This window comes from Tolypothrix sp. FACHB-123, from assembly GCF_014697075.1.
In the GTDB taxonomy this organism is placed as follows: Bacteria; Cyanobacteriota; Cyanobacteriia; order Cyanobacteriales; family Nostocaceae; genus Aulosira.
Map to the genome: position 1 here is coordinate 82,340 of NZ_JACJRE010000012.1, position 24,942 is coordinate 107,281.

23 protein-coding genes are annotated in these 24,942 nt (G+C 38.7%); 9 read left to right on the forward strand and 14 right to left on the reverse strand.

Going from position 1 to position 24,942, the window contains the following annotated elements:
• The first annotated feature begins 140 nt into the window (after window positions 1-140).
• Window positions 141-662 carry a dihydrofolate reductase family protein gene (locus H6G41_RS10945; RefSeq protein WP_190746223.1) on the forward strand — a complete coding sequence of 174 codons (522 nt, stop codon included), beginning with the start codon at window positions 141-143 and terminating at the stop codon, window positions 660-662.
• A 167-nt stretch (window positions 663-829) separates the two neighbouring features.
• Here H6G41_RS10945 and H6G41_RS10950 read toward each other — a convergent pair whose 3' ends face one another.
• The 6 genes from H6G41_RS10950 to H6G41_RS10975 form a co-directional block, all read right to left on the reverse strand.
• The gene (locus tag H6G41_RS10950) at window positions 830-1,159 is read right to left on the reverse strand and encodes a hypothetical protein (RefSeq protein WP_190746224.1); all 330 of its coding nucleotides are present in this window, start codon (window positions 1,157-1,159) and stop codon (window positions 830-832) included.
• A gap of 203 nt (window positions 1,160-1,362) precedes the next feature.
• Window positions 1,363-4,077 carry a CHAT domain-containing protein gene (locus H6G41_RS10955; RefSeq protein ID WP_190746225.1) on the reverse strand — a complete coding sequence of 905 codons (2,715 nt, stop codon included), beginning with the start codon at window positions 4,075-4,077 and terminating at the stop codon, window positions 1,363-1,365.
• A gap of 181 nt (window positions 4,078-4,258) precedes the next feature.
• On the reverse strand, window positions 4,259-5,053 hold the full coding sequence (locus H6G41_RS10960) for a tetratricopeptide repeat protein (protein WP_190746226.1): 795 nt from the start codon (window positions 5,051-5,053) through the stop codon (window positions 4,259-4,261).
• A gap of 58 nt (window positions 5,054-5,111) precedes the next feature.
• On the reverse strand, window positions 5,112-5,786 hold the full coding sequence (locus H6G41_RS10965) for a tetratricopeptide repeat protein (RefSeq protein ID WP_190746227.1): 675 nt from the start codon (window positions 5,784-5,786) through the stop codon (window positions 5,112-5,114).
• A gap of 207 nt (window positions 5,787-5,993) precedes the next feature.
• Window positions 5,994-6,512, reverse strand: coding sequence for a tetratricopeptide repeat protein (locus H6G41_RS10970; protein ID WP_190746228.1), 519 nt, complete (start codon window positions 6,510-6,512; stop codon window positions 5,994-5,996).
• Between the two features lie 149 nt (window positions 6,513-6,661).
• Window positions 6,662-7,489, reverse strand: a complete 828-nt coding sequence (locus H6G41_RS10975; protein ID WP_190746229.1) for a hypothetical protein — start codon at window positions 7,487-7,489, stop codon at window positions 6,662-6,664.
• Window positions 7,490-8,069: 580 nt separating this feature from the next.
• Between H6G41_RS10975 and H6G41_RS10980 the strand changes: the two genes are divergently transcribed.
• From H6G41_RS10980 to H6G41_RS10995, 5 genes are all read left to right on the forward strand, one after another.
• Window positions 8,070-8,570, forward strand: coding sequence for a HugZ family protein (locus tag H6G41_RS10980; RefSeq protein WP_190746230.1), 501 nt, complete (start codon window positions 8,070-8,072; stop codon window positions 8,568-8,570).
• Window positions 8,571-8,732: 162 nt separating this feature from the next.
• Complete coding sequence (locus tag H6G41_RS10985) at window positions 8,733-9,620, forward strand: alpha/beta fold hydrolase (RefSeq protein WP_190746231.1); 888 nt, start codon at window positions 8,733-8,735, stop codon at window positions 9,618-9,620.
• Between the two features lie 794 nt (window positions 9,621-10,414).
• Window positions 10,415-10,549, forward strand: a complete 135-nt coding sequence (locus H6G41_RS35730; RefSeq protein ID WP_277878094.1) for a hypothetical protein — start codon at window positions 10,415-10,417, stop codon at window positions 10,547-10,549.
• A 44-nt stretch (window positions 10,550-10,593) separates the two neighbouring features.
• Complete coding sequence (locus H6G41_RS35055) at window positions 10,594-10,689, forward strand: aldo/keto reductase (RefSeq protein WP_242037882.1); 96 nt, start codon at window positions 10,594-10,596, stop codon at window positions 10,687-10,689.
• Window positions 10,690-10,783: 94 nt separating this feature from the next.
• On the forward strand, window positions 10,784-12,472 hold the full coding sequence (locus H6G41_RS10995; RefSeq protein ID WP_190746232.1) for an ABC transporter ATP-binding protein/permease: 1,689 nt from the start codon (window positions 10,784-10,786) through the stop codon (window positions 12,470-12,472).
• Between the two features lie 238 nt (window positions 12,473-12,710).
• Here H6G41_RS10995 and H6G41_RS11000 read toward each other — a convergent pair whose 3' ends face one another.
• The 4 genes from H6G41_RS11000 to H6G41_RS11015 form a co-directional block, all read right to left on the reverse strand.
• The gene (locus H6G41_RS11000) at window positions 12,711-14,021 is read right to left on the reverse strand and encodes an agenet domain-containing protein (protein ID WP_190746233.1); all 1,311 of its coding nucleotides are present in this window, start codon (window positions 14,019-14,021) and stop codon (window positions 12,711-12,713) included.
• Between the two features lie 216 nt (window positions 14,022-14,237).
• Window positions 14,238-15,065, reverse strand: a complete 828-nt coding sequence (locus H6G41_RS11005) for a zinc-dependent peptidase (protein WP_190746234.1) — start codon at window positions 15,063-15,065, stop codon at window positions 14,238-14,240.
• 117 nt (window positions 15,066-15,182) lie between these two features.
• Window positions 15,183-17,396 (reverse strand): alpha-glucan family phosphorylase, encoded by a 2,214-nt coding sequence (glgP, locus tag H6G41_RS11010; protein WP_190746235.1) that lies wholly within the window; start codon window positions 17,394-17,396, stop codon window positions 15,183-15,185.
• Window positions 17,397-18,004: 608 nt separating this feature from the next.
• Window positions 18,005-18,667, reverse strand: coding sequence for a TetR/AcrR family transcriptional regulator (locus H6G41_RS11015; RefSeq protein ID WP_190746236.1), 663 nt, complete (start codon window positions 18,665-18,667; stop codon window positions 18,005-18,007).
• A 100-nt stretch (window positions 18,668-18,767) separates the two neighbouring features.
• Here H6G41_RS11015 and H6G41_RS11020 point away from each other — a divergent pair, with 100 nt between their 5' ends.
• The 3 genes from H6G41_RS11020 to H6G41_RS11030 all read left to right on the forward strand — a co-directional run bounded on the left by H6G41_RS11020 (window position 18,768) and on the right by H6G41_RS11030 (window position 20,517).
• Window positions 18,768-19,493, forward strand: a complete 726-nt coding sequence (locus tag H6G41_RS11020) for a Coq4 family protein (RefSeq protein ID WP_190746237.1) — start codon at window positions 18,768-18,770, stop codon at window positions 19,491-19,493.
• 4 nt (window positions 19,494-19,497) lie between these two features.
• Window positions 19,498-19,710 (forward strand): hypothetical protein, encoded by a 213-nt coding sequence (locus H6G41_RS11025; RefSeq protein WP_190746238.1) that lies wholly within the window; start codon window positions 19,498-19,500, stop codon window positions 19,708-19,710.
• A gap of 228 nt (window positions 19,711-19,938) precedes the next feature.
• The gene (locus H6G41_RS11030; RefSeq protein WP_190746239.1) at window positions 19,939-20,517 is read left to right on the forward strand and encodes a hypothetical protein; all 579 of its coding nucleotides are present in this window, start codon (window positions 19,939-19,941) and stop codon (window positions 20,515-20,517) included.
• Between the two features lie 344 nt (window positions 20,518-20,861).
• On the opposite strand, the gene H6G41_RS11035 is transcribed toward H6G41_RS11030, so the two are convergent.
• The 4 genes from H6G41_RS11035 to H6G41_RS11050 all read right to left on the reverse strand — a co-directional run bounded on the left by H6G41_RS11035 (window position 20,862) and on the right by H6G41_RS11050 (window position 24,580).
• The gene (locus H6G41_RS11035; protein WP_242037883.1) at window positions 20,862-21,341 is read right to left on the reverse strand and encodes a hypothetical protein; all 480 of its coding nucleotides are present in this window, start codon (window positions 21,339-21,341) and stop codon (window positions 20,862-20,864) included.
• An 84-nt stretch (window positions 21,342-21,425) separates the two neighbouring features.
• On the reverse strand, window positions 21,426-22,199 hold the full coding sequence (locus H6G41_RS11040; protein WP_190746240.1) for a hypothetical protein: 774 nt from the start codon (window positions 22,197-22,199) through the stop codon (window positions 21,426-21,428).
• Between the two features lie 96 nt (window positions 22,200-22,295).
• A complete protein-coding gene (locus H6G41_RS11045) occupies window positions 22,296-22,778 on the reverse strand; it encodes a hypothetical protein (RefSeq protein ID WP_242037884.1) in 483 nt (160 codons plus the stop codon).
• Window positions 22,779-22,882: 104 nt separating this feature from the next.
• Window positions 22,883-24,580 carry a fasciclin domain-containing protein gene (locus H6G41_RS11050; RefSeq protein WP_190746241.1) on the reverse strand — a complete coding sequence of 566 codons (1,698 nt, stop codon included), beginning with the start codon at window positions 24,578-24,580 and terminating at the stop codon, window positions 22,883-22,885.
• Between the last annotated feature and the right edge of the window lie 362 nt (window positions 24,581-24,942).

Genomic DNA, 24,942 nt, shown 5'->3' on the forward strand with positions numbered 1-24,942 from the left:
CTAACCGAGAAAGTTTCTAAAGATGTAAACAAGTGTAGGGGAGCCAGCGCCTTGTCGCTCGCAGGGGCTTTATACTCCTAGATTTAGTTGGTTAATGCTATTATTAATCGCTGCGATTTTTTTTCAACAATCAATAGATTATGCGCAAAATACGGTTATTTATCGCCGCTAGCCTCGATGGATATATTGCGAGAAAATCTGGAGATGTGGATTGGCTATTCACAGATGAAGATTACGGTTATACCGAGTTCTTTAACCAAATTGATACGGTACTGATAGGTAGTAAAACTTATCAGCAAATGCTAGGTTTTGGAGAATATCCATATCAAGGTAAAAAAGGTTTTGTTTTTTCCCATAAATTACAAGGTACATCTGACGATAACGTAGAATTTGTTGGCGCTGATTTACAGACTTTTATCAACAAGTTGCGTCAATCTAGCGGTGATGATATTTGGTTAGTCGGCGGAGGACAAATAATTCATTATTTTTTATCTCACAGTTTAATTGATGAGTTAATTCTTTCCATGCATCCGATTATTCTCGGAGATGGGATTCCACTTATTTGGAAAGATAGTAATTTAGAAACTTTGCTGGACTTGACAAATGTCAAAACCTATAAATCGGGATTATTGCAAGTTTCCTACAATTTTAAACCTAAATAAATACTAGAAATTAGCTAGAATTTTAGCTATAAAATTAAAAAATTTAGGGTGAGCATTACCCACCCTAATACTACAAGCTACACCAATTACAGGGTATGAAATTAGAGATTGAATGGCAGATTAAAATATTCCTTGTGCCCTCTGCCTTTCCTTCCAAAGTTTCCACACTACCACCAAATCCGATCGCCGTTTTCGTCTACTCTTGCTTGGCGAATTACATCGGAAATTTCTTCAGCGTCTTTAACATGGTGAAGTGCTTTTTGTTCACCATCGGGATAATCAACTACAAAGTAAGTAGGAACTTTTATATGATCTCCGGTAATATCTGGTGAATCTACAGCTACTTGTTGAGCTTTCTCTTCAACTGACTGCGGTTCGTCAGCGATTCTATCTCCAGGATTGGCGGTTAAGTTTCTTTCTTTGACGTTTGGCTCTTCTTGACTATGCCAATCTTTACTTACTGGTTGATTAATTTGCTCTTTAGGTTCGTTAGTCATAGCTATTGTGGTAATTTAAACTTTGCATTTACTAACATCAATTTAGAGAATAAAATTCCTAAAGAGTTCTTTCTCTAGAGAGAGTTTTTAATTATCAATAAATAGGTGGATGTCTGAGGTTATATCTTTGTTCAAGTTGTGCAGTAAAACTTCTGGCTGAAGAAATAGTTATTCCAATTCTTCAGAAACAATCCCCCATTTTTTTACTGCGCCTCACCGATAAGAGTAAATGCAGCCCATTGTAAAGGTTCAGGATTTGTTTGCATGGTTGTTAGCATGGCTTTGCGGAGTGCTGTGGCTTTGTCTAAGTTTTGTTCGAGATTTTGATAGAAATTAGTCATCAGCACTGATGTGGAATTGTCATCAACTGCCCATAAGGAGACAATGACGCTGGGAACACCTGCGCTAATTAAAGAACGCGATAAGCCGATGACACCATCACCCGTAATTCGTCCTCTTCCGGTGTCGCAAGCGCTTAAGACAACTAAATCTGCATTGAGTTTCAGGTTTAAAATTTCTTCTGCGGTGAGTAAACCGTTATCTTTAGCGGAAGGTGTCAGGGCGATCGCACTTCCTAATCCCCGGCTATCATCGAGTAAACCATGTGTGGCTAGATGAATCAGTCGCGCTTGGGGCATTTTTTGGGCGATCGCAGTTTCTGTGGCTTGATTACCAATAATCGCTTTTGTCTTTAATAGGGGTGCGATCGCTTTTGCTTCTCTTTCTGCACCTTGTAACGGGGGTAACTGTATTGGTGTTTCTTTAGGCTTTAAAGCTACACGGGGCATAGTGGGATTACCTACTACTAAGGCTTCTCCTTTAGCTAATTTCGAGTTTCTTTGTTTTAGCTTTTGTTTACGTGTTAAATCCAATACCTGAATTGATGGGGCTGTGAGAATGGTGTGCTTTTGAATCAGGTATTTACCTTGTTCATCTTGAAGCGCGGGGAAAGGAACTAAAAACAGCGAACCTTGAGGAATAAAAATAACGCGATCGCTGGGATTTTGGGGAAGAATATCTGCGATCGGTTTAATTAACACTTCGTGCAGTTGCTTTAAGCGTTTATTTTGGCTAGTTTTATCAACACCATTTTCATTCTCAGCGATAATAATACCACCAGCCCGACTTTGAATATCTACCACACCCATTGCTTGACGAGTACCATCTACTAATTGTCCGATATTTATCTTTTGTTCTTGAACTAGAGGTAAGAAATCACCTTTACGAAAAATCACTTCACCAGTGGGTTTAATTACCCATATATATAGCGCTAAATCGATTTGTTTACTCTGATTTATTGTGTAATCAATCGCATATTCAATTAAAGTAGCGTTTTGTTGTTTGGCGATTTGTTGTAACAGTTGTAAGGTTGGTTTTTCGACTTTTGCATCTATAATTTGGTTAACACTTCGTTGAGAATTGGCAGATAACCGTAAAGTTAACAAATCTACAAATGCTCTAGCTCTTCCCCGCTCAGAAATTACTAAAGCTTCATCATATTTTTTCTGATCAATTAAGACTCTTTGTAGTAAGTGATAAGTTCTAGATTGCTCCTCAAAAATTGAAACTTTATATTTGTCATTTTGACCTAATTTTTCGCGCAATTTTTCCCAGATTTCAATTGTTTCTAGTAAACTTTTTTCTGCTTCTGGCAATTTATTAAGGGAAATCAATGCCCGACTTAAATTGTATAATGTTATTGCCTCTCCTCTAGAGTATTTGGCTTTTCGTGTCATTACCAAGCCTTGCTGGAAATATTCCACGGCTTTACTATAATCTTTTAATTCAATATAAGCATTACCTAAATATCCTAATGTCTGACTTATAATTAACGCATCGCCAAATTCCTGTGCAATTACTAAATCTTGTTGCAAGAAATCAATTGCCTTAGCTGCCTCTCCTTTACTGATATAAGCTAATCCAATATTTCCTAAAGCTTGCCCTTCGGCTTTACGATTTTGCTGAGAACGAGCAATTTTTAAAACCTGCTGATAGTTCTCAATAGCTTTATCATATTCCCTTTTTTGATAATAGCTATTACCGATATTATTATAAGCTTGACGTTCATTATTAACGTCTTTAATTGCACGAGAGACTTCTAAACCTTGTTGAGCATATTGAATTGCGCGATCGTAGTCAGCAATGAAATAATAAGCAGTACTGAGATATTCTAAAAAATCGAGCATTGCTGAACTATTTGATAGTTCTTTAGCCAGCGCTAAACCTTGATTAGAAGCATCAATAGCTGCGGCATAATCTTCTATATTCAGATAAATTTTACTCAAGTAATACAGAATTATTATTTGGTTCTGACGATCGCTGGTATTTTTTGCCAGTGCTAAAGCTTGCTGATAATATGCAATTGCCTTTGGTAAATCATTCATTCCTGTGTAAGTTCTGCCCATATTTCCGAGAACAGCTATGCGATTTTGGTTGTCTTGCACTCGCTGATCTAAGGCTAAATATTGTTGATAATATTGTAATGCTTGAGGATATTTATTTTGTAGGCGATAAGCATCTCCCAGGTGTATTAAAACTTGCCCTTCATTAGGACGTTGTGGCAGTCCCTGTATTATCTTCAAAGCCTGTTGGTAGTAATCGATTGCTGTATTGTAGTCGCTCTGTTTTCTGTAAGAGACTCCTAAAAAAAATAAAACGCCAGATTCACCCTGACGTTCTTTGATTTCTCGATAAATAGCCAAAGCTGTTTGTAAATATTCTCTAGCACTCGCAATATTTCCATTACTCAATTGTGCTGCACCTTGTTGAAGTAGTAGCTTTGCTTCTTCTTCTCGATTATTTACAGTTTGTGCCCATACTTGATCAGTATGGGATAGTATTAAAACATTCACGGGTAGGGATGAAATAGTTAGCACAACCGTGAGCAATGTAGCTAAATTAATTTTTGAAGAATACATGATTTTTCCCTGATTCAATTGAATTCAAAGTAGGCTTTGAAGAAGGCAGGAGGGAGAGGTCAGAGGGCAGAAGGAGTAATTGGAAGGATATTCTAACTCCTCGCGCCAGTTCTTTTATGCCGGGAAACAGTATTCCCTTCTGCCTCCTGTCTCCTGCCTTCTCCCTTTCTTGATAACCTAATTACTGTGCTTGAGATTTAACTTCGTAGGCAATCATCCCGAGAATGTTAACTAATTCTTTCTCGGTTTTACTATCTTTAATTGCTCTGGCTATTTGTAAACTCTGTTGAGTGTAATCAGCCGCTTTGTTATACTGTTTCAAAAAAAAGTGTGCTTTTCCCAAATTTTGGAAAAATATCATTTTGTATCTTGCATCTTGAGAACTGTTGGCAATTGCTAAACCTTGCTGGGAAACCTCAATTGCTGCTGGATAGTTTTTGACATAAATATAACCAATACTTAGATTACCTAGCAGTTCCTTTTCATTTTTTATATCTTTTTTTGCCCTGGCAATTACTAAAGCTTGCTGGTAATATTTAATTGCCTGAGGATAGTTATTTAAAATTAGATAATTATCCCCGAGAAGTCGGACAAAAACAAATTCATTATTTCGATTTGGTAGAGTATTTACTATTTTTAAACCTTGCTCGAAGTAATTAATTGCTGTAGTGTAATCACGGAATTTCTGATAAGTAAGTCCCAACATTAACAAGACTACCGACTCTTGATTCTGGTCTTGAAGTTCTCGATAAATCGTTAGAGCATTTTGCAAAGATTGTCTAGCTTTATCAATTTGTTGAGCATTCAGATACTCTATACCTTGCTTAAAAAGTCTTTCGGCTTCTATGGCGCGGCTAGTTGTACTTTGTGCCAATACCTGTGATGGTTGAAATAATGGGATAAAGTTTGCAGGTAGGGATGAAATAGTCAAGATGGAAGTGATAATTGCAGTTAAGGTAGTTTTGTGATAATTCATGGTTTTTACCGCACAAAGTGTTTAGTTGTGAGTTTTTCAAGATTAATAAAAAAATCCTCTATCGGGGGTTGGGCATTTTTTGATAAAGTTGAGAAAGACTAACTAGCACATTCCGCTCTGTTTTTTGGTCATTTTCTGCTTTTGCCCTCACCAGAGCCTGTTGATAATATTCAATGGCTTTACCATAATCTTGTAAATTGTCTTCATATATTTCAGCAATATTGATTAGCCAAGTTTTTTCAGATTCATAGTTATTGTTTGTCTTGGCACTTACCAAAGCTTGTTGAGCAAATTCCAGGGCTTTATCGTAATTTTTTAGCGAGCTATAACTCATTACTAAAAGTTGGAAAATTGACATTTCGTTATGGCGATTTGGAAGTTGCTGCGCTATGGGTAAAGCTTGTTCCAAGTAATTAATTGCTGTTTGATGTTGATTTTCAACTTGGTAGGTCATTCCTATAAGTATTAGTAAAAATGACTCTTTTTTGCGCTCTTTAATTTCTCTATAGAGAGTTAAAGCTTGTTGCCAAAATTGCCTAGCCTTTGGTATCTGTTTATTGTTAAATTCCTGAAAACCTTGCTTTTCTAATCGGCTGGCTTCTGCTTGTTGGTTATTTGCAGTTTGCGCTAGTACCTGTGATGGTGGAAATATGACAGAGAAATTTGCTGCTGTTGATGAAATGGTCAAAATGAAAGTTGTCAGTGCGGTTAAGCTAATTTTGTAATAATGCATTTTTTATCGTTGACAAAATTGATAATTTGAGCTTGATAATCTGCTGAGCGATCGCCGGAGAATCAGAAGTGATATATCTATATATCTCTGAGCCTGGGGGAACATATGCAAAAATTAGATTTGTAATTGAGGATAAAAGAAACCGGGAATACAAATAAAGCTTTGCACAACCCGGTTGTTACATTAGTTATTTGATTGTGCAATGCTTTAATTAGTCTCTATCTGCTTGGCGGCGCTGTCGGCCTTTTGAGCTAATTCTTGGTTTCCTTCTTTTTGGAACAATGTGGATGCTTTGCGTAAATCAGCGATCGCAGCTGGTTTGTTTTTTAAAGCATAATTGGTAAAACCCCGGAAATAATGGGCATAAGCGATATCTGGCGTAATTTCTAGTGCTGTGTCAAAATCAGACTTGGCAGCTTGAAATTGCTCTAACAAGAATCTAGCAGCACCACGCCCTACATAGGCTGAAGTATTTTTTGGTTCCAGCTTTAGCGCTTGGTTAAAGTCTTCTATCGCACCGGAATAGTTTTTGGATTGGAACTTTTCAATCCCCCGTTTGAGGTGGTTGGAAACAGTGCTGTTACTTGCAGGTGGTGTGGGAGTTTGCGCAATAATTTGTGATGGTTGTGTTTGTTGATTCTGGGATAAATTTTTGGCTTCAGATGGGGAAGCGATCGCTAATGTTCCTAATGTCAAAATTGCAACTGCTAATTTTAAGCCTTTCATCCTTGCATCTCCTAAATTATTCATGCTGGTGCAGCAATTTCATATTGCTTGCTTATTGGCTTGCTCATAAGTATATATTTCTCAGGGGTGGCAACCTATGCAAAAATCTCAGTGCGGATAAATTTTTCATGAAGAATTTGTCATCATCCTCAAGTCTTCTTGTTAGGCGTGGCAGCATTATTGTTATTGGCTGGAGGTGCTGTACATAATTGTTGGGCGATATCTTGGCGAATTTGCTTCAACTCATCGGAAGGTTGGGAAATAGAATAAGCTTGTTGTAAGACATCTGACCACAATTGCTGATTTGCAAAATATTTGGCTTTTGCTAAAGCGATCGCTTCTTTGTCTGCTCCTTTGGTTTGCAGTTCTGTTTCGAGCGTTTGTAATTCCTGGGTAATGCGATCGCGTTTTTGGCTATCCATCAATCGAAATGGCACAAACATAGCCGGATTCTTACCGCGATACACAGTCCATTCATAAATTTGCCCTGGTTGCAGTTTTTCGCCTGTATAATTTATACTCTGCTGCGCTTCTACAGATTGACTCCACAAATTATCTGTATCGCTACCACGAGCGCGTAAACCAATAGTTTGAATATTACCTTGCCAAATAAACAAAGGGCGATCGCTCCAAACTTGCGTTATTTCCCCCTGTACGCCGGGAGAAATTGGGCAGAAATTCCCCCGTGCCGCCGTGCGTCTGCGCCTGCGCTGAAATAAATTATTAATATTCAATACCTCTCGCCAAGAAGTTGTTTGCACCACTTCACTACTAAATGCTGTTTCTGGGGAAATCACCACAGCCGGAAAAATTACCATGCTGCTAGCGCTGAGTAATACTAAACAAAACTTAATTACGGAAGCTTTTCTGGTGTTATTTTTTAATTGCTGAATCTCAATATCTATTGTCATGCCTGAATTAGGTAACAAACTCTGTGTAATTGCTAATAAAGAATGTAAAAAATGATTTTTAGACATCAAGATTTTTCCTCCTCATCAATCTAAATAAAATTTCAATTCGTAATTTGTAATTACGAAAATCCTACAGAATCAGGCTTCAGGGATTGAATTTGTTGGCGAATTTTGGAGAATAGAAGTAAGTTGTTGATAGCAAAATTGGCTGAAGGTCAAACCTCCTCAGAGATAAATCTGCAATCTTTCTTAATTTTTACGCAACGACAGGTAATTTTACTTGCTCATACCATCGCCTCGTGTTTTGACGTTTAATTACTGGTAAGTGTGTCCTAGTTTTTAAAATTAGTTATTTTTCCGTTGTTATAAGTGAAGGAATTCTTGATGGTTGACGGTTGATTAATGTATCCAATAATGGGTAGGAGCACGGCATTGCCATGACCTCTAGAATATATGGATGTGCCACAAACTTTATATAAACAAAATTATGTTAACAAACTTAAATAAATAAGCTGAAACCCTTGACAAATTACAAACGACCGAAGACACATGACGGACTCAGCCAATTTAGCTTGAATTACGCCGACCCACTTAAACAACGTTAGGATACTTAAGGAATTGCTACTCATTTCATGGAAATTAGCTTATGAGCCAACTGGAGAAAGTTCAAGCTGAGTACGAAAAATTTGCCGAACAATTTACAAGCGTAATTATTAGTACCGTTAATGAAGCGGGAATACCTAATGCTAGCTATGCTCCCTTTGTGATGGATAGGGCGCAAAATATTTATATCTACGTTAGCGGACTGGCGACGCATACTAAAAATATTTATACCAATCCTCATGTTTGTGTTTTATTTATTGAAGATGAAAGCCAGACTAATCAAATTTTTGCCCGTCGGCGTTTAAGTTTTGATTGTCAAGCAAGTTTAATTGAACGGGACACTGACCAATGGAATCAAATTGTTGAGCAATTTCAACAGCGGTTTGGGGAAATTATTGAACTGTTGCGTAGCTTAAATGACTTCCGCGTTTTCCAATTAACTCCTAGGGAAGGTCGTTTTGTCGTCGGTTTTGGGGCTGCTTATCATATTAGTGGAGATAATCTCCAGCAACTTGTGCAAATTACTGGCAAGGATGAAAAGTGAAATGGGGCATTGGGCATGGGGCATTGGGCATGGAAAAGAGAGATTTTTATGTCCTCGTAGTGGTATCGATTGCATTACTGTCTAGTTGGTGACAAGTTACCCTGAGGATGTCTAGATAATTCATAACTCATAATTCATAATTAATAATTCATAATTAATTTTATGCTTCAGTTCCAACCTCCTGGCTTTGGGCACAAAGTGATTCATACCTCATTGGGGGCAATGGTTTACTATACCCAAACAACTGCACCGTGGGCGATCGCTGATACTGAAGATTTACCCCCTTTGCTGTTTTTGCATAACTTTGGTGGCGGTGCATCAGCCTACGAATGGTCTAAAGTTTATCCGGCTTTTGCTTCCAGTTACCGGATATTAGCCCCAGATTTAATTGGTTGGGGAGATTCTGCCCATCCTGTGTGGGATTATCAAATTAAAGATTATCTCAATGCGATCGCAGAATTTATCGGCAAAACTTGTCGTCAAAAAGTATCTGTTGTCGCTTCATCCTTAACAGCAGCTTTCACTATTCGCCTGGCTATTACCCAGCCTGAGTTATTCGAGTCTCTATTTTTAGTATGTCCTTCCGGTTTTGATGATTTTGGACAAGGCGCAGGACGGAGATTGCCCTTGTCAGTCATCAATACACCATTGTTGGATAATTTAATTTATGCGATCGGTGCAGAAAATGAGTTTGCCGTGCGTAACTTTCTGCAAAGTTTTCTGTTTGCTAAGCCAGAACGAGTTTCTCAAGAAATGGTGCAAGCTTATTTAACCTCTGCCCAACAGCCTAATGCTAAATTTTCCGCCTTGGCATTTTTGCGAGGTGACTTGTATTTTGATTTAACCTTATATATTCAGCAACTCAAAATTCCCACAATGTTTTTTTGGGGAGAAAAGGCGCAATTTACCAGCATTAAATTGGGTAGAAGGTTAGCCAATTTAAATTACGGGGCAATTCGCAAATTTTATGAAATAGCAGATACGGGCATATTACCCCATCTAGAAATGCCAGAGGTATTCATTGGGCTGTTACAGCAGCATTTAAATTGACATTAAAAGTAATTTAGCGCTTAGATGCACCTAATTATACTAAAATATTGTTTAGTCTAGTTCATTAGACTTAAACCATTAGCATGGGAATTCACAGGAATTGATATCCAAGTTTCCAGTTGCAAGATATAAGTCAGCTAATATTGCTTGTATTTTGAGATACAACGTATAAGCAACAGCAACAAGCTTAAAAACTAGTTTTTCTGTATATTTAACCATCAGTTTATATTTTAAATGATGGTTCATCTGCCATATTTTATTTGCGGCTGAACGCAATAATTCGTGAACTTATCATTAGTTTTTCAACTTCAAAATCAACTTTTAATATTAGTAACCTCATTAAAAATTGATGCTTTTGCTTCATTTAAGTGTTGTATTAATGGTGATTATTCAGGCTCAAACCCCGATTTTAGCATGATTTGCCTGTTTATCGATGATATATTGGCTATATCATTGATGATATCTATATCAATCATCAGCATTTATATAGATATCAAATTTGATTTAATTCAAAAATTAAGAAATAATAAACACGTAAGTATAGCTCTGTCTAACTGCAAAAATTTTCAATTGCTCAATTTACAAATTTTATTTAGTTAAATAGTTTTTAGAAAAGATGGCACAAAACAAAACAAGGTATAATGTTTTACCTAATAGCTCGACTGTAGCGAGCGGTGTTGGGGGTAGACATACTTTGCAACGGGGAACGTCCAATGCTGCTCAGTCAATCGCGACAATGCTACAGCGAGTGCTAAGACTCACGGGTGTAAAAGTTTCTATTTTTGGATTGGGAAGTGCAAGTATACAAACACGACTCAATCAATAAAGATAGAGAAGCTGATGCTTTAAGAATCATTCAAACAGCGTTTGAATTCGGTATTCAGTATGTTGATACTGCTGCTAGCTACGGAGCGAAGGAAATTTTTTAGCTATTAAGACTGAAGAAAAAGATAGGGATAGCATCTGGCGAAAATTGGAGCGTTCTCTGCAACGATTTAATACCAATTTTTTAGACTTGTGGCAGTTGCATAGGGTTTATTTACGCAAACATATACAGCTATTTAGCTAGCCAAATACACCATTGTTATACTTCCTGCAAGTATAAAATAACTTGTTTGTTTTATCTGAATTTATTCTTTAAACCCACAAATCATTTTGCGCTTATGAATCCCAAAAAATATCTAAAAAATAAGTTTAATATTTTCCATAAATTTTGGGCAATTGCTCAACTTTACTGGTCAAGTAAGGAAAAATGGGGCGCAATCTTTTCCATTTTTCTGCTCTTGGCATTGTTGCAATTATCTACACAAATAAATGTCTTTGCTAACACTCAACAAGGTAATTTTGTTTCCGCTCTGGCAGATAAAGATACTCAGAGATTTTGGACAAGCATAGGCATATTTATAGGCTTGCGGGTTGTTTTAGCTATAGTGAGAGTTTGGTACATTTATGTCCGGTTTAAACCGATTCTAGCTTGGCGATTGTGGTTAACTAATCATTTCATTGATAAATATTTAAATAAACGTTCTTTTTATGAAATAAATCATTTAAAAAAAGAAATTGATAACCCAGATCAGCGTATAGCTGAAGATATCCAAGGTTTTACGGAAGTTTCAATTTCTATATTTTTAGATCTTTTTAATACTTGTTTACAAATTATTGCTTTTAGTGGAGTTCTCTGGGGTATTTCACCTACTCTGATGATTTTTTTAATCATTTATGCTGGCGGTGGTACTCTAATCTCACTTGGTTTCTTTGGCAAAAGACTAGTTAATATTAATGTCGAGCAGCAGAGAAAAGAAGGTGATTTTCGCTTTGGTTTAGTTCGTCTGCGAGAGAATGCTGAATCAGTAGCTTTTTATCGCGGAGAAGCACAGGAAATAAACTTGCTCCAATCCTTATTTAAGCGAGTATTTAATAATTTCCAGACTTGGATAATGTGGCAACAAGTATATTTTGGTGCTTTCATGAGAGCTTATGATATTATTCCCCCAATTCTACCTGCATTGGTTCTAGCTCCCAATGTTCTAGCTGGAGAATTAGAAGTAGGAAAGATTACAGAAACAGCAGGAGCATTTATGGCTCTTAACGGAGCTTTGTATGTTCTTGTCAGAAGGTTTGAAAATTTGACTGGTTTAGGTGCAGGAATTGAGCGTTTGTTTGAATTTTATAATTGCTTGGAACAGCCAGAAAGAGAAATTCAGCAACGGGTAGCGCAGTATAAAACTATTAATATTATAGAACAGAACCTTTTAGCTGTTGAAAATTTAACTTTGTATACGCCAAATTATCAGAGAGTTTTATTTAATGATATTTCATTTGCCTTGGAACCTGGACAAGGACTCTTAATTAAAGGTACTAGTGGCTGTGGGAAAAGTTCTTTATTAAGAGCGATCGCCGGATTATGGCATTCTGGTACAGGTACAATTATTAGACCAAAATTAGAGGAAATTCTTTTCTTACCTCAACGCCCTTATATGGTTTTGGGTAATCTCCGCAATCAGCTAATCTATCCTCAACTCACTGTTGATTTAACTGATGATGAACTTTGTCAAGTATTACAACAAGTCAATCTACCAAATTTAGTGGAAAGATTTGGCAGTTTTGATGTGGAAAAAGACTGGTCTGATGTGCTATCTCTAGGAGAACAACAGCGTATTGCTTTTGCTCGCTTGATGATTACCAAGCCAAAGTATGTGATTTTAGATGAAGCTACTAGCGCTTTAGATATAGAAAACGAAGGCAATTTATATCAATATCTAGTAGATACACGCACAACTTTTATCAGTGTCGGTCATCGTCCTACTCTGTTGAAATATCACCAATTCACTTTAGAATTGATTAATTCATAATAACTCGATATTGACGACGATCAAAACGACTTTGATGACGATCAAAACGACTTTGACGACGATCAAAACGATATTGACGACGATCAAAACGACTTTGATGACGATCAAAACGATATTACTGTTAAAACATCGAACAAAAATATCCCCAACTTTTCCACGAAGTCGGGGATATCAGCAAATTCTTAATTACCAATTACGTAGCGCTTTGGGCTTCCCGCAGGGTATTACGAATTATGAATTATCTAATTTCTTCCAAATCTACCCACTCATCATAAGAAGAGTCGTAATCTAGGTAATGCACATAGTATTGCTGACCTTGGATTTTCTCAATACTGGCGGAATACCAATCTTCGTTTTCCTCATCCCAAACTTTGACTTTTTGCTTTACTGCAAAGCCATTCTGATCGCTTGCACCATGTTCGCGTAACCGAATCTCATCTTCGCCTACCCATTCGTTGTAGGATGAACCATAGCCGAGGTAATGCACAAAGAACTGGTCGTTTTCAACTTTCTCAATGGTGGCTTGATACCAATCTTCTTCATCTTCATCCCAAACTTCTACAGTTTTATTGACTGCATATTCACCACTAGCAGATTTTGCAGCGGATGCGGATGAATTATCTCGCATAGGTTGAGGTGACTCTTGTGCTAGTTCCGCTTTCACTAAGGAATGCGATCGCACAATCACAGCCCGCGCTACAGTTTGAATACCTGTATGCTCGTAGTAATTGGTAGCTTGATCCAAGAATGCAGCCACGAAATCTAAGTTATCATCAGCAATTTGGATAAAATTACCTAAATGACTAAACAAAGATTGGGGAGTTACACCAGTCTTCGCCACTAAGCCATTCATCCAACCTTGAACCGAGTTAAAAGCTTGAGTAATAAAGCCAAATTTCTCTGTCGCATTATTACCTGGTAAAGAGTTGCTAACTGCTGAAAACACAGGATTTTGCGCGACTACATTAGCGTCAGTACCGCTAATAATAGTGTGAATCTTGGTGAGGAAATCAGGGCCTAAAGGTAGCAATCCATCTAGACAAACTAAAGCTACCATCCGGGTTAAGGATGCATCTTTATAGTTTTCACTTAAAGTAGCTGCAAATGCTTGAGGATTGGGGCTAGGAAGTCCGTTGAGTTTAGAGAAAGCGATGATTTCAACAGCGATTTTTAAGACTAAATCTATAGTTTGAGTTAAATCTGCTTTGGGAGTGATATTACTTAAAAAACCGAGAAAAGCAATTTTTTCGCCAACCTTGTTAGCTAAAGCTGCTGTAGCCATAGCCGTGTCGGCTTTATCGATAGTTTGATAAAGTTTGATAGCAGTTTGATAGCCATTTTGAGGATCGTGATAGAGAGAGACAGCGCGATCGCGAATTTTTTGAATAACTTTAGCGTCAGTTTCTCCCGTGATTGTACGGATATTATTATCAAACCCTACCAAGTTGTTCCATTGACCTGGAGCTACATAATCGAGAGCCTTCAATACCTTGACAGTAATGTTGTCTGATGGTAATTCGTCAACCAATTGAATAATTGACTTATCCATGAATCAATCCTCTAAACCCAAAAAAACTATAGTAATCGATTATACTCATGGTTTTGGGGATATGTCGCTAGTAGTCTGGGCACCACCACCTAGAGAAATGATTAAGAACCATGCTAAATTTCATACCAAGTTGCAAAATGAATGCGAAAAATGGTAAGTAAAGGAATAGCATTGCCATGCCCCTACAATATTGATGTACCGCAAACATGATTTAAATTAGACTACCCATAATTGAGGATTCACCTGATAATAGCGTTGCAACAACTCATACAATGCCGGATGCTGCTGTAGTAATTCCCTTGGTTTCTCAAAGAAAGTTTCTGTAGCGACAGCAAAGAATTCTGCGGGATTTGTCGCACCATAACTATCAAGAACTGAGTGCAAGCCATTATCTACATCATCACAAAGCCGCTGATATTCTGCTGTCATCACCTGCGCCCAAATTGCATAATCTGATTTTTTTGGTAAAATCGGCACGCCCTCCGCTTTACCATCTTCTTGATCTAATTGATGGGCAAATTCATGTAACACTACATTCCGTCCATCATGCCAATTGCTCATGTCTTGTTGCACTTGTGCCCAAGATAAAATTAATTGATCGCGAGTCCAAGATTCACCCAGTTTGGCTACCCGCTTTTCGGCAATAAAATAACTGCCAGTAGATACAGTTTCAGTTACCACATAGGTATTGGTATAAATTAAAATCGAACGCAATTTAGGAAAATATTCTGTTCTTTCATTTAATAACAGTAAACAGGCAAAAGCCGCAATTGTTAATTTCATTTCTGGCGTTACCTGTAATCCTTGACAGCCAATAAATTGTTTTTCTAATAAGAATACTTGAATATGACCTTGTAGTCGTCTGCGTTCTTCTGGAGTTAGACGAAGATAAATAGGTAGATTATTTTCTAGAGTTGCTTGCCAAAGAGGTGGAAAAGAACGATGTTTAATCCGATTTCGCCGCTGTTTAGTCAGTAAAGGACTGATGAGAATAGTAGTGACAATCAGCCCCAAAATTATAAAAATAATAATTGTTGCACCCATGAGCTTTTAATCAATGGTTGGCTTATTTACATCTTGTCACCTGGCAACAAAAAAAAGGGGTAGGTAACCCACCCCTTTGTTTAACCATGAAACCCAAACTTTCTCAACCAAAACTTTCTAAACGAGAACTTTCGCCAAAATCGGTTCTACGCGGGTAGCAATTTCTGGTACATACACCTGTGAAACGTAGTCTGCAATCATCCTGTCGGTGTTGAAAAGCGGACAATTGGTTTTAATCGACGCTTTCATCATCTGCACCCAACGGGGGGAAACACCTTGAGAATTTTGCTCGTAATATAGAGGAACGATTTCTTCTTCTAGGAGTTGATAAAGCGATCGCGAATCAATACCATCTTGCAATTCTTGATCGCTAGTGTGGGCATCTTCACCAATTGCCCAACCGTTAAGTCCTTTACCATTGCTATCGGCTTTGTAGCCTTCGCACCACCAACCATCAAGGACGCTGCAATTTAAACCACCGTTAAAGCAAACTTTTTGTCCGCTAGTACCGGAAGCTTCAAGAGGACGACGGGGATTGTTCAGCCACACATCGACACCTTGTACCAGTTTTTGTCCGGTGTAAATATCATAATCTTCAATAAAGGCGACTCGGTTCTTAATCGCTTCGTGGTGACACCATTCCATTAATCTTTGGATAATCCGTTTACCTTCTTCATCGGCTGGGTGGGCTTTACCTGCAAAGATAATTTGTACGGGACGGTTGGCGTTACCAAAAATCTTTAATGCCCGTTCGGCATCGCGTAAAATTAAATCTCCCCGTTTGTAAGGGCTAAAACGTCGCGCAAAGCCAATAGTCAAGATATCGGGATCGAGTAAGGTAGCAGCGGCTTGGATAGATTCGTAACTTTCACCTCGTTGTTCTCTGGCTTTTTTGACTTTATAACGAGTATAGGCAATGAGTCTTTCTTTTAATACTCGATGTCGCCACCACAGTTCTTCATCAGGAATTGCATCCACCTTCGCCCAGGTTTCGGCGTTCATGGCTTGGCTTTTCCAGTCTTCTCCTAAATAGTTATTGTATAAGTCACCTAATAAAGGAGCAGTCCAAGTGGGTGCGTGAACGCCATTAGTAATGTAACCAATGGGGACTTTATTTTCGGAATGTTGGGGATAAAGGACTGTCCACATTTTGCGAGAAACTTGCCCGTGTAATTCACTGACGCCATTGCAAGCCCTTGTCATCCGCAAGGCTAAAACAGTCATCCCGAATGGTTCCCAGGGATCGCCCAATCTTCTCGCACCTAATGCCAAAAATTGTTCGCGAGAAAGGCGCAATTGCGGCCAGTACTGGGCAAAGAAAGAGTCGATTAAATCGGGGGAGAAGACATCATGTCCGGCGGGAACTGGTGTATGGGTAGTGAAGACACAGCGATCGCGGACTGTGGCTTCAATGTCATAAAATGATTTACCAGTCCGTTCGATTTCCAACCGGGCGACTTCTAATGTACAGAAAGCGGCGTGTCCTTCGTTGAGGTGATAGACAGCAGGTTGAATTCCCAAAGCTTCTAGGGCGCGTACACCGCCAATACCTAATACTACTTCTTGGGCGATGCGGGTTTCTAAGTTACCGCCGTAAAGGTGTCCAGTCAGCCAGCGGTCAATGGGATCGTTGTCTTCGCGATCGCTATCGAGTAAATATAAAGTAACTCTTCCTACTTGTACCTGCCAAATTTGGACTTTGACTGTGCGTTGGCGCACTTCTAATTGAATGGTCAGCGGTTCGCCAGTTTGAGTTTTAATTAACTCAATTGGCATGTGCATAAAAGGATTGTCAAGATAGTAATCTTCTTGCCAGCCATGACGGTTTAAGCGTTGGCGAAAGTATCCTTGGCGATATAACAAGCCTATACCTACCATCGGTACACCCAAATCTGAAGATGATTTCAGGTGATCCCCGGCGAGAATTCCCAACCCACCGGAGTAAACTGGTAAGGATTCATGAATGCCAAATTCTGCGCAGAAATAAGCTACTGGATGTTCTTTGCTCAGTTGCGGTGCAACCTGACTTACCCAGGTTTCTTTTTGTTGTATATATTGGTCAAACTCACGCGCTAAAGCAGATATTTGCTTAAGATAAGCAGGATCTTCTGCTAATTGAGTGAGACGTTCGTAACTTGCAGCCTCTAAAATCGCCACTGGATTATGACCGCAGCGTTCCCACTCTTGGGGATCAATAGTTTGGAACAAGGAGATGCGATCGCCACTCCAACTCCACCAATAGTTATAAGCCAAATCTGCCAAACGCTTGAGCACAAAAGGCAATTTTTCGCTTAACCTTAGCGCTGCTGTCATTGCACTATTATTTGCCATACAAATTTAAACTCTCTGTTACTTTTTTGCTTTCACTTAACTTTTGCTTCCCAACAATTGCGCTGCAAGTTGAATACAACCGAATCTTCTTTTGTAAATTATTCGCTGAAGTCGGAGCAGTTTATTAACATCAAACCTGAGCCAAATGCATGGTCTTTCTTTTTTCTAGCTTGTAAAAATTATCTCTGCTTTTGTGCCTTTTTTTCATCAATTTCAATCACGTTATTTTAAATAAAACAGGATATTATTAATATTTATTTATAATTTGCAACAATCTCGCACAATTACATTGTATATTCCGTGAATACCGAGTATCTATAGCGAAAAGCTTGGAGGATGTTTTCAAAATCCTGCTATTTATTGATAGCAAAATGTTTTAGATTCCCTTCAATTCTCCTTTATTAAGCGGGACTTTGAGAAGTTTTGATTTTCCCCTTTAGGGACTTCCAAGTAAAAAAATATTCCATTACTATTGTTGTACGGGCGGGTTTAACCGACAGATCTGTTAGGAGCGTGAATATCTCACAAAACCCGCCCCTACAGACGGTTAACAGTCAACTGTCAACCGTCAACAACGTGAACGGAATAATTTATTTTTTTGAGTTCCTTTAGACATTAGTTTCTACAGAATTATTACCAATATAATTATTCAGATAACCCAACATTAATATTTTCGTTTCTGTTAATAGTAATTGGCGCATTTGCGGATTTTGACTTGTAGCTAACCATAGCAAATCACCTACTGTTTTCACTACTAACAAAGCGATCGCCTGACATCTAGCAATATCTAGCTTGGGGTTAAGTTTAGTAAAAAAGGTGGCGAGTTCATCGACAATTCGATACTCGTATTCATCCATTGCTGCAATTGCTGTATATGTCATCAAATTTAGCATTTGCTCATAAACCGCCCGATATCCCGGATGGCTATTCATAAATCGATCAAAGGCATCAATTACCCGATCTACATACACTTCAACAGGTAAATTCTCGGCTTCTGGTGTATGTAATTGCGCAAACAACTGATACTCTTGCTGGAAATATCGAGTTGCTAAGGCTTTGAGAATTGCTTCTTTATCTGGAAAAAATTGATACAAAGAACCTACAGGAACTTGCGCACGAGTAGCGATCGCCCGTGTCGTTGTCTGTTCGTATCCCATCTCAATAAATAACTCCTCCGCTGCATTCAAAATACTATCTACCCGTTCCTGACTTCGCATCTGCTGGGGTTGGCGACGCATTTTTGAGGCGTTGGGGGAATTTTTTGCTGTCATCAATCTCACTCTTGACAAAACATGAACATTGTTCATATCTTATAAACATGAACGTTGTTCATATTATATCGAAATTATTCCCTCTTCAGGAGTTTTTGTCATGCAAACCCTCCATCCGGCAACTATTCAGCCGCTAAAATTGGATTCAGAATTGCAACGTCAGCTAAATTTTCAGTTTTTGACAGCAATCAAAGGCTTTTTTACATTACTGACAACAGAAGGAAATCTAGATGCAGTTGATGAACTGAGTAGCATTTTAGTTCATAGCCGTGCTTATGAACTAGCGGCGGAAAGTATGAAAATCGATCCGAATGTAGCTAATTTAATCACAGAGCGTTATAGTCCTCCAGCCCATAATTTAGAACAATTACTAACACTTCCATCTGACTCTTTAGGTTATGTCTATGCTTCTCGACTCAAAGAATTGGGTTTACAACGTATTGATTTAGAAATTGACATCAATTCAGATACAGCTTATATCGAATATCGTTGGCAACAAACCCATGATATTTGGCATATTATTACAGGATTTGGCGTTAGCAATATTGAAGAAATTGGACTTCAGGCTTTTTATTTGGCACAGTTTCGTCTCCCGCTAGCAGGTATGTTGATTGCTAATGCTTTAATCTCTATGACTTTGCTGACTCCTGAAGATTTACCCCAACTTCTCCATACAATTTCTCAAGGCTGGATGATGGGATTAAAAGCAAAGCTTTTATTTGCACAAAGGTGGGAAGACGCATGGGAAAAACCTTTATCTCAATGGCAAGCTGAATTAAATATTCAACCGTTTAACGCGACTGTTGAAAGCATATTTTGTGTCTAATTATATGTTGACAAAACCTTGCTATTTTTGGTTTCGTCTCCTTCGTCAAACTTACCCCTGCTTATCTCTCCTGATACAGGTTAGACGAGTTTTACTTGCTGATGGTGTTGAGCAAATACGCGAAAAAGTGCGCTTCTGGATACTATTTTATAAGTTGGACTTTGCCAATTTGTTAGCGATCGCTATTGATTTCATACAACCAGAATTTTGGATTTGATTTTTAACCAGAGGCATAATATTTTATGCCTCTATGCTTGTACTTAATTTACCTAAAATACGCTGCATATGGAATGCGATCGCCTATCTAATACTGTTGTCAAAGTACAAGGCACTTTCTATCTTCTAATATCGTCAATATATCTAAATCGGCTTCAAGCATCAAACTAAATCAATTCTAACTTTTCAGTTTGCTTAACTTAGCATTATAGATATAGATAGACCGATTATGGAACTCAAAAATATTTTACTAGGAGCCGCCTTAATAGGGGTAAATTTTGCTGCTCATCCCGTTTTAGCACAGGCTGAAGTTTGCCCCCAAAAAGAAATTGTATCTCCAACAACTCAAAGTAGAGTAATTCGTCAACAGCGATTGGGTTATCAATTTAATATTCCCACAAACTACAGAACTATGGCAGTTCGTGAAAATGGAATTCTCGTATTTGACCCTAATAGTTTTACCCTGGCACAATGTTTACTAAAAAACAAAGTACCAAGAGAATATCCGAAACATATTTCAATTTACACGACTTCAATTAATGCAAACAATCGCAGTGTAACTGATATTATTCAGCAAAACGATCCCACAGCGGAAAAATTTACTAATACGAAAGTCGCTAATCAAGCTGCTATTAGTTATATTTCTAATACTTTAGGGGTTGAAAAAAGGGTTGCTTTCTTGAGCCGTGATCGCAAATATCTGATTACCATTTCGGCTCCCTTTAATTTTAATCAAGGACGACCAACAACCATGTTTAATCAAGGAGTATTCGATCGGGTTATCTCTAGTTTTGCTTTTATACCATAAAAACAAAAAACTACCAATGACAGATGACAACATTAAATAGTGAACTAAATCTGCACTTTCACAGATATTGCTAGTTAAAATAAAAGCGCCAGTGAATACGGTGTAAAGCTGGCGCTGGTGTTATCGGTATTTGTGGAAGCATAATCTTACGAAAACTGTGGATGATGCGCTAGTGTGTATACCCCCTTATGGGTTTTACCCCTAATGAGTCTTTATACTATAGCAATCCTATTTCAGTTGCGAAAAATATCGGTTTTGGCTGTTGACTGTTAACGGTTAACAGTCAACATCCTTGCTTTTAATATTTCACAAATCATTTAGGATTGCGCTAGTGCTTCATTCTCTTAATTACTTACAAGCATTAATTGCGTTAAATCAATAAAAGATTCACTGGTGCGGAAGTTAGGAACAGGTTTAGCTTCAAAGTGGACTACGCCAATAGCTTCAACAATTTGATTATTGTATTTTTCTACTTCATCTGGCGATCGCAGCGATTGTTTATTCCAAGAAGGAAAAATGCTAACTTTAGTGTCATCTTCAAGGACTATTTGCGACTTTGTATAAAGTCCCGAAAAGCCTACAATTCCTGTATTTTGTGGATTGGGTTTCCAGGATTGGGATGTGTAAAGTCCAATAAGTTTCACCCGTTGTCCATTGAGACGAATTAAATCAGCACGTTTTTGTACTACTTCCAATGTTTGATTTTGAGTTTCTTGATTATTTAACTGAGGTACATTGCTATTGCTGGGTTTCACCCCGACAAATACAGCCAATATGATTGCTAGAGTAAAACTTAAAGCAACAGCAACAGAGGGTAATTTCATTTGTGGTTGTGAATGGGTGATTTATTTCTGTGCTAGATGCTATATAGTATATCCAGCCGTCCTCAAAACCTCAAATTTATCCATCTAAGCTGTTTTGAAAAAGCGGATAATTTCGCGCACATGATCTAAAAATTGCCCATCAGTAGAAAGCTGCGCGATCGCATTTCTCGCTTCCCTGGATAAACGTTCATGTTCGGTTTGATTTGTCGCTCGTAATTCTTCTAAATTGGCGATGATTCTTGCTAAATCGCGGCGAGTTTCTTCGCTAAACCGTTGTTGAGTTGCAGGAATTGAGTAAGATTGTTCGGGATCGAGTTGTTCTTCTAAATGCTGCACTTTTTGTTCTAATACAGAAAAGCGATCACGTAGTTCCATGATATCTTCACGAGGGTATTGCCATTCTTGGCGAATCATCGCTAATCTTGCATATAAATATTCGTAAGCACGAATGGCTGGACGCAGGATAGTTAATAACAAAGCTGCACCAGAGCTAATATAGCCTACAGCACTAATACCAGTCGCCGCGAGTATATAAAGACCAATAGCAGAAAATAAATGCAAGGCTAAAGCCATCCAGAGCGATCGCTTTGCTAACAGTTTGACATAATCTATTTGTTTCTCTTCAACGGGTATGCCTTTTTCTCTTGACTGCGCTGCTTCAGCTAATACTTCTTTCGCCTGAAAATGCACATTCCAAGGTACGGTAACAATTACCAACAGCCACCAAAAACTTGCACCACCAATTATCCAGTCAAGAAAGCTACCGGCGGGTATATGCAACCATTGCAACAAACCAAAAGACACCAGTACCACAACTACAATTCCGACAATGGAACTGATGAAAAAGTTAATATACATCTTCCCTCGCCCTCAATCAAACTATTACTTTGATGATGGCGATGCCTGGGCAATTATACGGGTATTATGTGATAGTTTGCTTAGTTGCACAGCCAATTACAGGATTAGATAGCTATGCCAAATTGGTTCAGTATTTTTCCCCACCCTCTCTGGTAGCAGCAATCGCCAGGTTTTACCTTCTTGCTGAATTTGCAAATAAACTTCAAAGGGTTGTTGCAGTTGCGTCAAGCGTCTTTTGGGTAACTCGATTGTTAAGTCATATTTTCCCCGTACCCGAAACGCAGGTAAATTCTCGATAGTCAGGGGTTTTTGCTCAGTAATTGCGAGTTTTTGGATTTTCAAGCCTTGTAATTTGAGATCTAGCTTTTGGCTAAGTTGCTGTTGAGTTTGTTCTAGTTGCACAGCGATCGCTTTTTGCACTAGCTGATTAGTGGGTAGCAGCCCAATAGTACCACAAGCGCTCAAGAGTATTAATAAGCCAGCCGTCAGCACCAATACAGCTGGGCGAAGATAACTATCTAGGTGGAAAAACGGAAACAGATTCTCAAATAACCTTTCTTTTTCTCTGCCCTCTAGCATCTTATCTCTTACACAATAATCTCCAGCGCTAGTATAGCGTTTACTTCTCTCATAAAATAGTATCTGCTGTAGTCAGGACTATAGTCCTAACTACAGTAACTAGATTAGAAGTTATAACCAACCCCTAAGATTAAACCAACGCTGGTTTCATCAAAAAAGGCTGCATTTACAGAACCTGTGAGTGTAAAGCGATTTGCTATAGGAATATCTACACCACCAGTAGCCATAAAAGCAACTTCCGTGTCACCAGAAGTATCAATAGCGACACCAGCACCGATAAAAGGCGCGATCGGGAAGCGGCTTTGTCCTGTGACGGTATCTGCTTGACGGGCAAAATCTAAAGTTACGGGAACCAGAACTAATGTGTTATCCCCAAAAACTGCTGATGGGCGCACGGAGATATTACGTGTCAAACCTATTTTACTGATGACCGAGAAGTTACCTACACTTAAAGAATTATTACCAGTTAAGCCAATGTTACCGCCAACACCGATATAGCTAGGGCCGCCAAGAGTGGTTCTACCTGGTGAAACTCCGCCAGTAGTTCCTCCTTGAGTTGGAGTCCCTGGAGTCCCTGTACCTGGTTGCTCGCTGGTAAGGTTAGGCGGAATTAGAACTTGGTTAATCGCATGGATGACGCCATTGCTAGCTTGGACATTCGCTTGAATAACTTGGGCATCGTTGACGACAATTTGATTATTAGCTGTATCTACCTTAACGTTGACAGGTTGAGCCTCAAGAGTCGTAACTTGCCCAGTTGACAGTTGGCTAGAAGTTAATTGACCAGAAACTACATGGTATCGCAACAGCTTAATCAATGTTTCGCGATTTTCCGGTAGCTGTAATTGCTGTAGAGTCCCTGCTGGTAAAGCCGCAAATGCTTGATCTGTAGGAGCAAAGACAGTATAAGGGCCTGGTTGTTGCAGGATATCTGTTAACCCAGCGGTTTTTAGTAAAGAAGTTAAAGTTGTAAATGAAGCGCTAGATGCAGCCAAGGAAACGATATCTGTACTGCCTGGTTGAGTTGGGGTAGTAGCACCACCTGCAACAATATAACTAGCAGCTGGAAGATTGCTGGCTATTGGTTGTAACTGTCCCTGTCTGACTAAAGCTTGATACAAAAGTGCGGCAGCTTCGGCGCGTGTTAAAGTCCTTTGGGGATCGAGTTGTCTAATTTCTGGATAGTTAACAACAATATTGCTTTGTGTAGCTGCTGCAACAGCATTCACCGCATAATTTGGGACAGATGAGGCATCTGTGTAGTAACTGTTCAACACAGTAGCTGCATCGCTGCTACTAGCTAAAGTTAAACCACTGCTTAAAGCAACGATCGCTTGTACTTTAGGAATTTGTTCGTTGGGTAAAAATCTGTTTCCTGGATAGCCGGACATAAATCCAGTTTCGTAGGCTTCCCGAATTGCATCCGCCGCCCAGTAGTTAGCGGGAACATCCGAAAATCCGCCAGTAGTTAATTGTCTGACTGGGTTTTGGTTGAAAGCCTTTTGGATCATTGCGGCGAATTGCGCGCGAGTCACAGCTTGATCGGGCTTAAAAGTCCCATCAGGAAACCCTGCAATGATGTTTCTTTGCGCTAAGGCGGTAATAAATGGACTTGCCCAGTAATTAGAAGCAACATCAGATAAGTTAGTTGTTGTAGCCCCTGGTGTGGTTGTATCTTGCGACAGCAAAGTACTTTGAGCCGAACCAGGGCGAGAAATTACAATAGGACTTAAAGTAGCAATTACTACTCCTAAAGCTAGGAAACTGCTTTTAAAGAATGAGCCGCGTAACCAACTAAACATGAATATTTCCTCCAACAGTCAATAGAGTTGATTCTCAATTTTTAAATTCAATATGGGAAAGTGCTGATGATAAGGTGCGCATCTGGGCTAAAATTACGAACACGAAATGTTAAATTTTTTAGTCTAAAAATTTACCAATATATCCACCTTCCTTGTCTTTCATAACTTCCGTGCAAATGTTTAATTTTCAGAGCAACTCTAAGTGATGAGAGTTGAGCTTTTTCGTCACTACAGATCAAACCTAGCTGAAAAAGCTACTAAAGGTGTCTGAGATTTGCCGACAACTAAGAGCATCTTAGTATAAGTTCACGACATTATCAGTTTGAGTAATGCGAACTGTGAAAAAGGGTATTTCTTAGTCG